General features: G+C 41.6%; 8 protein-coding genes. 5 read left to right on the top strand and 3 right to left on the bottom strand.

The features are described from left to right. Nucleotides 1-327: 327 nt before the first annotated feature. Both ACFQ21_RS10250 and ACFQ21_RS10245 read left to right on the top strand, forming a co-directional pair. A complete protein-coding gene (locus ACFQ21_RS10250) occupies nt 328-2,331 on the top strand; it encodes a hypothetical protein (RefSeq protein WP_377578601.1) in 2,004 nt (667 codons plus the stop codon). After that, nucleotides 2,232-3,485 carry a hypothetical protein gene (locus ACFQ21_RS10245; protein WP_377578599.1) on the top strand — a complete coding sequence of 418 codons (1,254 nt, stop codon included), beginning with the start codon at nt 2,232-2,234 and terminating at the stop codon, nt 3,483-3,485. The genes ACFQ21_RS10250 and ACFQ21_RS10245 overlap by 100 nt, the downstream gene beginning before the upstream one ends. Nucleotides 3,486-3,545: 60 nt before the next feature. On the opposite strand, the gene ACFQ21_RS10240 is transcribed toward ACFQ21_RS10245, so the two are convergent. Both ACFQ21_RS10240 and ACFQ21_RS10235 read right to left on the bottom strand, forming a co-directional pair. Next, nucleotides 3,546-6,506 carry a DEAD/DEAH box helicase gene (locus ACFQ21_RS10240; RefSeq protein ID WP_377578597.1) on the bottom strand — a complete coding sequence of 987 codons (2,961 nt, stop codon included), beginning with the start codon at nt 6,504-6,506 and terminating at the stop codon, nt 3,546-3,548. Further along, complete coding sequence (locus tag ACFQ21_RS10235; protein ID WP_377578595.1) at nt 6,493-7,296, bottom strand: Hachiman antiphage defense system protein HamA; 804 nt, start codon at nt 7,294-7,296, stop codon at nt 6,493-6,495. The genes ACFQ21_RS10240 and ACFQ21_RS10235 overlap by 14 nt, the downstream gene beginning before the upstream one ends. 421 nt (nt 7,297-7,717) lie before the next feature. On the opposite strand from ACFQ21_RS10235, the gene ACFQ21_RS10230 reads away from it, so the two are divergent. From ACFQ21_RS10230 to ACFQ21_RS10220, 3 genes are all read left to right on the top strand, one after another. Further along, entirely contained in the window at nt 7,718-8,566 is an 849-nt protein-coding gene (locus ACFQ21_RS10230) for a hypothetical protein (RefSeq protein ID WP_377578593.1), read from the top strand. Nucleotides 8,567-9,503: 937 nt separating this feature from the next. Beyond that, complete coding sequence (locus ACFQ21_RS10225) at nt 9,504-10,025, top strand: DinB family protein (RefSeq protein WP_377578591.1); 522 nt, start codon at nt 9,504-9,506, stop codon at nt 10,023-10,025. 67 nt (nt 10,026-10,092) lie between these two features. Then, nucleotides 10,093-10,899 (top strand): hypothetical protein, encoded by an 807-nt coding sequence (locus ACFQ21_RS10220; protein WP_377578589.1) that lies wholly within the window; start codon nt 10,093-10,095, stop codon nt 10,897-10,899. Between the two features lie 71 nt (nt 10,900-10,970). Here the strand turns inward: ACFQ21_RS10220 and ACFQ21_RS10215 are convergent, their stop codons facing one another. Beyond that, nucleotides 10,971-13,190 carry an FG-GAP-like repeat-containing protein gene (locus ACFQ21_RS10215; protein WP_377578587.1) on the bottom strand — a complete coding sequence of 740 codons (2,220 nt, stop codon included), beginning with the start codon at nt 13,188-13,190 and terminating at the stop codon, nt 10,971-10,973. Between the last annotated feature and the right edge of the window lie 54 nt (nt 13,191-13,244).

Genomic DNA, 13,244 nt, shown 5'->3' with positions numbered 1-13,244 from the left:
AGATACAAATAGATGGGATGGTTGAGCTGTGCAGGAATTTAGTGGGGCTTTAGTTATATAATGGCGAGCGTTATGTTAACATAGCTTAGGCATCCGGGCTTACCGGAATCTTCATAGAAAGTTTTTTAGCGTTGGCTTTCAATAACTCAATCTTCATCATTCACCACCGGGCTGGGGCAGCGACACTCTTTGGGTAGGCTTTGGTTTTCGCGTTGGCATGTGTGGCCTGCACAATGTGTGTTGCTGTTGCGCTAAAGAGCCTTCAGAACAAAAAAAACGAAAGCTAATTGGACAAACCTGCTAAATTGAAAGGGAAATTAGATAAAGATGTCAGGATCGCTACGCCCTTCCATCCCTCAAACAACCGTAAAAGCTCTTTTTGCAAGATCAGGGAATCGCTGCGCCCTATGTCAGTGTACTATAATAGAACTTCCTCACTCGGAGGGAGGCAAAGTAGTAAGTATTGCTAAAATTGCTCACATCAATGCTATATCCATTGATGGTCCGCGTGGAATGCCTGGACCAACAAAAAAGGAGTTAAACAAATATGACAATCTTATTCTGGTTTGCGCAAACTGCCATGATAAAATAGATCAACAGGAGGTTACTTACTCTGCTCAGGAACTTAAACGAATCAAGAGGGCACACGAGAACAATAATGAGCTACAAAATGCAAGGATGAGTCAAGAAAAGGCTCATTTAATTATTCAAAAGCACAGTGCTGAAATTATCTATGCGTACGAGGAGTCAACAAAATTATTTGTCACGGGCGATTACATTATAAATCATGAACCAGTCCTCATAACCAACGAAAGAATTGCTGAACTGTTAGAGAATAACATTCAAATTGTTGGTGGATCGGGCCGAGGCAAGAGTTTATTCGCTAAAGCTGTTGCAATGAAAATTGTGCAACAAGGAAATGTCCCGCTTTTAATCGAAGCGATTCAATTCGTAAATCAGATTGATCAGGATGTTGAAAAAAGATCGAGTCTGACAACACTTACTTTAAGGGAAGTAGACGAAGCCTGCACGGTTCTTGAAAAAAAGATTGTGTTAATCATTGACGGATACAATGAATGCCCGCCTAACCTTGCTGTGAAACTTAATCTTTGGATTTTAGCGTTCGTAAACCGACATCAGGCACGGGTAATTATTACAACGCAGCACTCTGTTAAGGGGCTTGATGAACTCAACTTCTTAGAAATTGAAGTTCCCGCGCCAAGTATAGATATAAAAAAAGAAATTGCCAGGCGAAACTCGAGCTTGCCTAATCTTGACCGTACTGATGCTCTGCTTGCAGCTGTTAAAACTGGATTGGAGGCCAAGCTGATCGGTGAAGTCGCAAGTGTAATCTCCCTTGAAGCTAGTCGCTTTGAAATATTTGATCTTTATGCTCGTCATCGACTTGGTAAGAACACTCAACTAGGGATAACCGCACTTTCATCCGTTGCGAAATTTCTTTACGATCGAATCACGTTTAGTTTATCTGCGCGTGATTTTGACCGGCTTATGTCGGTTCAGCAAAATACTGGTTACTTGTTTGACTCTGGGCTACTAGTAAATCGCGCAGGTCGAGTGTACTTTGGCCATGAATTGTTTTTCAATGCCTTTGCAGCAGAGGCAGTTGTCAGGGATGCAAATGGAGATTTGAAAAAGTTAATAAAAGCGTTGTCTTTACCTAAACACAATGAGCAACGTGTGTTGATTTTAGGAGCAATCGATGACTATCCGCTACTCGATTCTGTTTTGGCGGCAACTCAGGATTTCAATGTTATTGAGGCATGCCTTGATGGAGATTGCGGTGGATATGCCAAGCAATGGGCACAACAAAAGTGCATTGAACTTTTCTCCAAGGTGAAAATGGAAATCGCCAATCTAAGTTTTAAAATCACTGATACCGCAGAGAAGAAACCTGGCCCGTCTGCGGTAGAAACATTCATGTTTAGGGTTTTGATTCATGAAAACTCAGCCTACCCTTGGACCCAACAGGAAATTACTTTTATCCATGCTCTTCCACTTGTCTTAGTAAATGGTAAATGTATTCATGAGATTTTTGAAGTTTTTCAACAAACAGATGAAGTTTTGAGTCGAGAATTCACAAGACTTAGACCCGAAGCAATTGAAAAACGAATTTCTCTCCGTTCGGATATGTTTCAGGAAGCGTATCTGCGCTTCTACTCTTCTATAGAGACATCAGCCTCAATGATTGCCAAAAATTTTAATAACGGGGGATGGAGTATGATGGAATTAATTCCATCACCACTTCTGCTGGAGTATGTAAAAAAAGGATTGATGCAAATGATCTTACGAATGGCCAGTTGTATTTATTGATCGAATTAGTCCGGCTGTTCAGGTTTAGAAACCAAGCATGGAAAACTCTATTGGCGCCAGTATTATCGGTGTGGATAAAAGAGCGTTGGAAGTATTTTCCGTATCATCTAAAAAATGCATTGATTGATGCCGCGCATTATTCTGACGGATACTCAATAGAGCAGCGTGAAGAATTGATCGATGCGCTAAACAACCTACTAGAAATAGAGAAAGAAAACTTCCTGATGCCGACTTCAATTATGGAAGCTCTACATTCGCTTGGCGCACTCGAAAACGATGAGCTCCAGTATCAAGATGTTGTTCGAAATGAATTGATAAGCATCTTTAATGACGAGAATGATCCAAAAAATCAGAATGAAGCCTTCTCGTTCCATCAAAGAACATTTGACCATCCATATTATGGGGCATACTGGCAAGTACTTAATGAGCTCTCAGAAGTCGATGCCAAAAAATTGTATCATATGGCAGTTAAGGGTGCAGCAGTGCGAGAATATGTATTCGGCCTGCCAACTGCACTCTATAGATTGGCGGTCTTTGAGGACCCTTCGACAGCCGATAGTTATATTCCATTTTGCAAGCTTCCTTCAAAACAATCAAATATGCCGCAGGAAGCTATCGAAACCTATTTGGCTGCCCACGTCATATTAGGTTGGCTTGGCAAGAGTATAGTTTTGGCGAATGCTTCCTTAACAGATGCTCCTTCTAAGGCACTCAAATCTTATGCTGAAATTTTGTATTGGCTGAACAGACGAGATTTAACCTCTGATATAAGATTCCAAAGCACTGAGAATGCCTGGAAGGTATTGTTAGATCATGAAGCGGGAGCATCGGCTGGCGTAATTATGGTTTGTCGTGACGCGAATAACCTAAGTATTGCACAACTTGCAAAAGACCGCAATGTTGTGATGCATGTCAGTGCTATGTTTCCTGAAAATTTTGCGGAGATTTATCGAAATGCAATATCTCGTCCAGATATTCAAAAGCAATACTTTCAGTGGCCGGAAAAAAACAAAATTCTTATTCACTCTATCTATGGATTGGGGGAAGTGGGTAACTTACTTGATACTTCTTTACTCAAACAATATACGGATACTGAAGTAGGTGAGGCTGCCATTAAGGCAATTGCAAGAATTGAAGACAGATTTCAGAAATAGTTTGAAATACTAGTTAGCGGCATCGGAGTCAAGTGAGTTAGACTAGTGTATTCAATTCAGCTATTCGGCTAAAAAATCGTTTAGTTTCTTAGTAAAGTATGCTGGATATTTGGTACTAATTACCTCAGAGATTGAAACTAGATTCGTTCTAAAAGAATTTTGCAAAGCGCTTAGCTCCAACCCCGCGAGGTCATCGGAAATAATTCCAGCTAGTTCCACGACAAGGTTACGATCTGAGAAACCCAACTCGTATAGCTTTATTTCAAGCCTTTGCTTAATCCCATAGCGAAGCATCTTTTGGAGTTGCTTGAATATTGAGTCTTTTTCTCTGTTGTATCTATCAAAAAGTTGAAGAATCTCTAGGCATGAACCGACAACCAGTGAACATCGGAATCCTATCAAATTTTCACAAAGTGAAACTATAATATCTACATTCGGTCTCCTTTTTCGCTTCGCAGTTGCCTTTGAAAAATCTTCATCCTCCAATAGGTTAAATATTTCAGCAAACCCGGAACCTTTGATCCAAAGAATACTTGCTGCTAGCAATCTTGTACTTTCAATTTTTTTAGGAAAATCTTCATTCTTGACATGGATAATCGGCCATAATCGTTCCAATAATTCTTCTGCACTATTAACTAGGTTTATCTCGTCAACTCTTTCCTCTAAAAAGTTATGAACATCTTGAGTGTCAGATAAGCTCAGAACAGATTTAGAAAAGATTACCCTCTTTTCGACCGATGGCTCCTGCTCGGCAATTTGATGTGCTCGATCAACGAAATAATTGACCAGAGCTTGTTTACCTTCAACATCTGCTTGAAAATATGCCAAAGTATTCTCGGCAAGTATTTTAGCTTTTTCAGTGATACTTTCGTTTGCTCTTATTTCACTTAGTACTTGAAGTAGAAATAAACCAACCTCAGCTTCAACCACCCGTCTATTTCGGTCATAGAAAGATGCCTGCGTTTCATCATCAGGACGCGGCTCAACTAGAATTGAGAGACGACTTAGGCACATTTCCGAATTCGAGGGATCTAGCAACTCTTTGGTGTGGCTAAGGCGCCATGCCTCTCGAATAATGCTATCATTGGCAAAAATTGTTGTCCCTTCTGTATACTTCAGCGCTCTTCCCGCTCTTCCAATTAAATTATGAAAATCTCTTGTTTTGATTTCATCTTCACCTTGTCTATCAGTGGTTACGATTAGGTAACGTATCGGAAGATTAACTCCTTGAGCTAAGGTGCTTGTACAAATAACAAACTTTGAGTGCTCCTTTTGAAGGGCATACTCAACGGAAAGCCGTAAACCTTGTGGAGTACTTCCGTGGTGTGGTAAGATACCTAGTAATGATGCCTTATGATAATCCAGATGATCGCCAAGGGTGTTTTTTATATATCGTTGAAGTCTTGAAAGTTCAATTTCATCACCAAAATCAGCCGGATTTGCAATGGTAGCATCTCTGTCAAAAGCATCAACGACAACCGAACACAAAGAAGAAACTGAATCCTTTCGACCGCAGAAAATTGCGACCGACCCACTCTGCACAAGTCGGCAACCAAGTGAGAGAGCGATGGACCCTGGGTCATTCTTTACTGGAAAAAATCGTTCCTTTGTTTCCCTTCCTTTTAATGTAAGCTGCTGCTCCGACAGCAGAAACGGAACGAAAAAATCCTCACGATTCACATCACTTTCATTTCTAAAGGATAATTGGCCATTTTGACCTAGCCAATTCACAAAGGCGGTGCTTTTTGCAGTTGGATGTAAATCTCTTGCAATAACGTTTTTACATTGATCACCAATAAACCAACTACCTATCTCTTCAGAGTTTGGCATTACAGCTGATATTAAAATTCTCTGGATTTGCGGGGATAGTTTTGATTTTAAACTTGCAAGCAACATCTCGAACTTTGGTCCTCTAAATGGATCGTCAAACAAATGAGCTTCATCAAAAATTATCAGACCAATTGAATTTGAAAACTCAGGGTTGTGCCTTAGAATAAAATCGAGCTTCTCAGGGGTAAGAATTATCACGTAAAATAATTCCTGCAGTTCAATAGTAAAATCGTCCTGCATAACATCAGAGACGAGACTAACTTTTACGTTAGGTTCGCCCTGAAACTCATCTATAAGTGAGTTACATATTTCTTGACATAGCGCCCTAAAGGGAGCAACAATTACTGAAACTTTTGATCTGCCCTTTAAGATTGCACTCCGAATAATTAGTTCTGCTGATTTAGTCTTACCAGCGCTGGTTGGCATTTGAACAACCGCTGATGACCCGTTAAAAACCCCATTTGACCCAAGCAACATTTGGGCAGGCCATAATTCTTTTATTGCATTTTGCTTTAAAATATATGGCGACCATAGTTGCTTTTCGGCACCTGAAAATGATGGTAGAGAAAGCCAAATCGAGTGCTCCAGGTATTTGCCGATGAGTACTTGTAGAACATCCGCTAAAAACAATTCGCGGTCATTCCCATCGTGCAAAGCCGCATCCCTAAGTTTTGAAAAAGTTGTTCTCAAATTTTCTTCTGTATCTCCAGTATCTAGGAAACGAGTGAAACTTTCATTAGCGATTGAAATGAAACTACTTAGCGAATTATCAGGATCCAGATCAAGTGCAATGCGGTCTTTTCTAAGAACCCTTAGAATTAAGTTCTCGATGCCCGATGCATCAATATTGAGGGATTGAGTGTCCCTAAGCATCACATGTGTACTGCCAGGAAAGCCCCCCAAGTAATACGCAATGGCACTCAATAATTTTAAGTATGGTCCGTCATTGGACTGAATTTGCGAACCATTTAATGAGTCAAAATATCTTGCTGAAAATAATAAGTTAGGTTGCTGGACACCATTGTTGTCTGAATTTTGGTCGCCCAAAATACCTATCCCTAGGTCGACTAAATTGCTTACTGATGATGATACTTGGATATGTCTATTTTCAGGGACATGGTACTCGAACATCTTGGATTTTGATCGAGTTACAGCAAGTAATCTTATTGCTTCGGCTTCAGGTGAAATCACAAGCTCTGTCGTATAAATTGTGAACTAAATTCATTAATTGATCACCCTTAATCACTATTAGAGTCAACCTGCTTCTATTCGGATGTTCTTTGGCTGTAGCTTTTATTATAATTTCTTGAGACCAAACATGATTAGCAACAACAGCAGCTGCACCAGAATTTTGCCGATATGGCCTATCAATCTGATTTTGAAATCTTTCGACTAAAGCAATTTTGGATAAATTACTCTGTGCTCGAAGTCTAATTTTCATTGCAGCCAATGATTCAGCTTTTCTTATTTCAAAGTCTTTCTTTGAATCATCAATAGCGTTTTGAAGAGTTGCATTGTTGCTAGAGGTCAATGAACATTTCACTTCAAAAGTGAATAACTCATCGGCATTTGTAATTTCGCTTGGATTTGCCAGCCTAAATCCGACCACATCAATTCCTTTGGTACTTTCGTTTCTTATTGATTTGAACTCATATCTCGTTCTAGGCACATCATAGCCTAATACGAATTGAAGATAATCTGCGACAAGTATCTCGCCAAAGTCTCCAGCTCTGACACTGGGGCCAGGAGCATCAGTACGGCTAGGAAATTTGATATTCAATAGGTAGTCTGACTTTGACATGCCAGTTGCTGAAGCCTCACTATCAATTTCCGTATCGCTGCAATAATGATTTCTAAAATGCTTAGCCCACTCATCTAGAATATCATTATCATTAACATGATTGTACCTAAAAACCAAAACTCGTTTTCGATCCCCGGTATCAATGGTTTCGACTTGTTCCAGCCAACTTACGTGTCGCATACTTTTATTGTGTGACCTTCTCAAATTTAAACCAAAATACGAACTTCTATCTCAGAGCCCCCTAAAAAGGGAGCTCTGAAACTGCAACCTCAAGCCACAAGAACCTGAGCAAATACTCACGTGGGCTTGAACGCCACACGCGAAATGCAAACGGAGAACCTGAACGCCAAACGCCAAGCAGCAGCCACCAGCCGCCAACATTGACACGAAATATATATTTAAACATGACACCCGCTCACGGGACCGGATAGAAAGGTGCAAGGGCTGCCGTAAAAAAATACTACCCGTGAATGTGGGCTGGAAGGAGGGGGGGGTGGAGATTTTTTTGCGAGCAGGCGTAGCGAACCCTTGCAGCTTTCTATTCCGCAAGCCCCGTAACTTTGTGTTATGTTTAAGTATCTTTATTATATCTCAAATACTTATGAATAAATTCCTCGACATATTTAAAGAGACGCTCTCTTCAATTTCTCACCCAAGATTTTTTGAAACTGAACGCGGATTCCAAGGAGAATTAAATGCACGACTTGCCCAAACTTTAAAAGGCATTATTCCAGACCAACATGTAATTGAAGAAGAATATCAAAAGAGATTTAAAGCTCATGGAATAAGAATAAGGCCTGATATTATTATTCACACTCCATTTCAACAAAATGCTCACGAGTCTCGGACAGAAGGAAACTTCGCTGCCATTCAAATAAAGTTAAAGGCAGGGGAGAAGGACGCTAAGGAAGACTTCGAAAAACTTGATTTGATGTTCGAGAAACTTAACTACCCATTAGGGATTTTTATAAATATCTCATCAAATGAGACTTTTTATGAAAAATACGAAGGGAAATACATTGAGAGGCTTCACTGCTTCTCGGTTGAGTTAACAAAGTCAGGGGAAGTAATAATTGACAAGAATCCAAAATGCAACAACGAAATAAATGAACGCCTAAATAAGAGAATCAAAGAAGTACTTGGTTTTGATGACGTTGGCCTAGACTTGTACAATGAGTCTCAGCGGAATGAGCTAAGTGAAATTGATGAGAGTATGATGATCTCAGGGCTAGACCTGATAGAAGCACAATTGATTCATTCAGAATTTCTTGATGAAATGACCACAGCATTGAAAACTAAGGACGCACAAGGAGCAAGTGATGCTGCTAACAAATTGATTGAAAGGTTAGACGAATTAATTGACAAAACAGAGGACTCAGAAATTAAAGAAAGCCTGAGCAAGGTTGCGGACCACCTGTATCGCAAATTTTTGAAACACTCAAAAAGATAATTGAGGTAGCCGAGCGCTGGCCCGAGCCAAATGCGGGGTGGCGTGATGGCAAGGCGCGTGGAAGCATATTTGGCTCTTGATTTTTTTTGTTCTTTTTGCATCAAGGCAAAAAGAACAAAAGAAAAATAAAGTGCGAACACCTTTGAAGTTCTGGTGAGCGTTCAGCGAACTAATAAACTAATTCAGTGAGCTTTATCAGAACTCAATTGAATTGATCTTAGAGCGATGGATCAAGCATGTGTGATGCTGGCTTTGGCCTGAGTCTGGCATGCGCGGCCTGCATTACTAATGCTTGGCGCGGTTGTTTGCACTCATGCGCGTGGGCAAAAAACTTTCTTGCTCAATCTTTATCGTTTAAATAGACACTCAAGGACGAGGTGTACATGGCCCGGATGAGCGCGGCCTTGAGCGGCTATTTACACATAACGTCAAATTATATAACTGTGCGGTTGGCCTGCGCGAGACTACCGAAAACTTCAATACGAAGCCGTAAACCGCCAGACCAGCGATTGTAGGGGCATGCGCGTCCATGGCCGCTGGGATGGTTAACATAATATGATTATATAACTGCGAGTCAATAACTTAGCCAAGCTAAAGTTATATAATTTATATTATGTTAAATAGAATTAAGCTCTATCCTGGATTCGGCATTTGGTTGTTCCAATATCGTTACGTCACTTTGAAATCAGCCATCCTCTTTCCTATCTGTTGATTTGGCTGCTGACTCGGTTACGGCAGTGATCGAACTAAGGTGCAAATTCTTCAGACAGGGTCCGGTAGCTCGCTGCTACTGGACTGTAGGTTGAGACAGGTTTTTCAATTTACCATTCTTGCGCTTCGGTCGCAGAAACTTCCGGTTTGGAATACTTCTTTTTCTTCGTTGAAATTCTGTCGCGCTTCTTTTTACCTTAGTGATCATCCACCAACCCTAACGTTTATGAAAAAACTATTAGTCATTGTAGTGCTGCTATGTTCTACTCAGGCATTTTGCCAGGGACAATTTCAGAAAGAGACTGCCGGATCACTCACCTTTGTTTCCGGACATGTGATGCAACTTGCCCAGGCAATTCCTGCCGACAAGTATAGCTGGACGCCGGAGAAAGGTGTACGCTCCGTAGCGGAAGTCTGTGCTCACATTATTTCTGCCAATTACTTTTTTGCTTCCAAGCTTGGCGCTAAAATTCCGGATGGCGTTAAAATGGAGACGCTCGAAAAAAATCTGAAGACGAAAGATGCCATTGCCGCTGAACTCAAAAAGTCTTACGACCTGATTCTTAATGCTATTAAGAATACTCCGGATGCAGCACTGGCAAACAAAGTAGAATTTCCGTTTCCGGGAGAGTTCACGAGCATGTCTGCTATATTGATTGTAGTGGGACACTCCAATGAACACCTCGGACAACTGATTGCCTATGCGCGCATGAATAAAATTGCTCCTCCATGGAGTGAAGGCAAATAATCTGTCTAAAGATCGCTACATTTCAGAGTCGAGCGGTTTTGAAGTGTAGCGATTGCTATAGCTACATATGTTAATCGAAGAAGAACGACTCGCCTATTGGATAAACAATTTCTACGGATATGGCACATGGAATGCCCGGATCTGGTTTATAGGCTATGAAGAAGGTGGCGGAGATCTGCCGGAGGAAGTAGCCGAAAAGTTTAACTATTTATATAATGGACACCAAACATTCTCAACGCTTTGTGATGTTCGTGAAGTATACCGACACGTTGCCTTCAGACAAAGCGGAGCCAAAGCCAATCTAATTTCGAATCACTATGAATACAGATTCGATCGCAGTGCCACATTGCATGGTGTGTGGAAAAATCTGATAGCTTTTGCGCATGGCTATCGCAAGGAAGCACTTACGGATATACTGACTTACCAGAAGGAACAATTTCTATTGCCGGATGCTGGTCGTGAGGCATTGATCAAACTATATCCCCTGCCGTGTCCGCACAATCACGGCTGGTATTACAGCTGGCTGGACTTGCCGCTATTGGGCTTTCTGAAAAGTCGGACGCTGTACGAAGAACATGTTTACGATATGCGCATACAACATATTCTTGAAAACATGTCCGCGTATAGACCTGACGTTGTTTTGATGTACGGAATGAACAATATTACCAGGCTCAAGCAATCCGTGCAGAAATTTTTTCCAGACGTATCGTTTAAAATGGTAAAAGCCATCAAGCAGCTGATGCCTCAATATCATCGTGCCGACCTTGGCGCAACTACATTGCTGATTACAACGCAACTCCCCGCCCTGCACCATAACCGCATTGAAACCGGGTTTGACTGGCTGCAATTGGGAAGAACAATCGCTAATCCTTAGCGCTTTAGAATCAGAAAGGGTAGCTTTTACACCACCCCTTCTTTTATATACCTATAACTCCCTTGCTATATTTATTTCAGAGCCAACGGTGCGCAGATTTTTTCGGGCAGTACCCAGTCTATTTTTTTTAGTGCAACAGTTTCGAACGTCTTGTCGCCCTCTGCGATCTTGATATACTGGTTAACGGGTATATCATGAAAAACATCGATGGTATTGCTGCCATGCCAGCGGATTTCCAGCTCATCTATTTTGGTAGCGGTTCCAAGACCAATTTCTCTGCGTAATGGAGATGAGCCAAAGCTTCCACCGGAATTTACGTCACGGTAGATTGTTCGCTTCTTTCCATTCTCCGTAATTGTAATTTTTAACCGCGAACCGATCGCGGCACGGTTTGCCTTTTTACCCGTTAAGTGAATATTCGTCCAGTTGTTGGCGCCTTGTCCCGGATTCATAAAGAATGAATTTTGATAGGAATCACCGATATAGGCCCCCCCCATCTCGATATATATATCCTGGTCGCCATCATTGTCCATATCGGCAAAGGAGATTGCATGTCCTTTTTGCAAATGCCCTACACGGGCCGATGCAGTAACATCAGCAAACTTCTCCCCTCCTATATTCTTAAACATTTTATTCGGCACGAGTGATTGGTAATTAGGATTGCCGGTGCCCAGGTACATATCGAGGTAGCCATCGTTATCAATGTCGCCAAAGTTAGCGCCCATAGCAAATACGATCTTATCGAGACCTTTTTCTTTGGCTACGTTAGTAAATGTACCATTGTGATTGTTGTGGTATAGATACATCTTCTGCGGATTGCCTGCCTGGATAGAAAGTTTCTCCGCGGCGGCATAATATGCCAGTGTCTTATTGAACGAGTAATCGCAGGCAAATATATCGAGCCAGCCATCGTTGTCGTAATCCCAGAACCAGGTCGGGAAACTACTTCCTTCGTCTCCGGATATACCGGCATAGGCTGATACATCTTCAAACAAAACCTTTCCAAGCTCACCCGCTTTGTTTCGAAGCAAGTGACGTCCGTTGTCCATGGTCGATATAAAAATATCTTTCCATCCGTCATTATCGTAATCTCCGGATGTAACACCTTTTACAAAATTGATAATGTTGCAATTCGCCTTTACCGCCATTTCTGAAAATGTACCGTCCTGGTTATTGATATATAGTTCGCATGAATGAGGTTGTTGGTATCCATGCGGAGAAGTCTCATTCCCTATAAATACATCGAGCCAGCCATCGTTATTGAAATCATTCCAGGTTGCTGTTTGCGTGGGATGAAAAGACAGCAGGCCACTTTCGGTTGTTACATCTGTAAAAGTACCATCACCGTTATTACGCAGCAACGAATTCGGATCAAGTCCAAACTCATTTTTCCATGCGCCACGAAGTACAAATACATCCATCAGTCCATCGTTGTTATAATCGGTTTGCATGATGTTAAGTCCACCGGAAATACCTTTTAATCCCGCGGATGCGGAAACATCCTGGAAAGTGCCATCGGCCTTGTTAATGAAATATAGTATACTATCATCCAGGCCCCATCCGCAGGTAATGATGTCCAGGTATCCGTCATTGTTAAAATCCTCAGCGATGCTGCCGCCTGCTCGCGTGTTCATGTCAAGTTTCAGATCAGCCGCTATATCTTCAAAAGCATTTACCTTATAAGTAGTGTCACCGTCCATATTGGGAAGTATAAATTCTGCCGGGACTTTGGCAGGGTACTCCCCCAGCGTCATATAGGCAATATTGAGAAGCCAGCGTGACTCGAGGTCATCGGGATCGTGTCTCAGGATTTGTTCATAGAGTGCTATAGCCCGCTCGGAACCAGAACGATTCTGGTGTACACCTAATCCGCGTATCGGTAACAGGCATGAGGCAGACGCGTGATTCGTTATGCAATTGCTTCGCTCTCCCAGTCGCAGGTATGCCAGCGCCAGGTCTTTATTTACTTTTTCAGCCTGGTATGGATTGATGTTACCGACAAGACTTTCAAGAAGCGCAATAGCTTCTTCTTCTTGTCCTATTTCCAGAAGTACATTTGCTTTGAGGTATTTACAAAAAGCGATTTCGCCCGGTGAACTGTGCGGCAGATTCAGCAGTGAGTCCATGTAGGCGATCTTTGCTTCGGGCATAAACTGGTTACCGGGAGTTGTTGCCTTAGCTCGCACATTTTTCAGAATGGCGATCATCTCATCGTGACAGTTTTTTCTCTGCGTGCACGATGCTAATAGTATAGCGGTTATTATTGGTATGATAACATATAGTAATCTCATACATCATTTTGTTTTGGGAATGTTGGGTTATGCTTGGGTAAATGCCGTACGCTG

Source organism: Ohtaekwangia kribbensis, assembly GCF_042676245.1.
Classification (GTDB): Bacteria; Bacteroidota; Bacteroidia; order Cytophagales; family Cyclobacteriaceae; genus Ohtaekwangia; species Ohtaekwangia kribbensis.
Note: the sequence above shows the minus strand (reverse complement) of the source record. Positions and strands in the feature narration are given on the sequence as shown.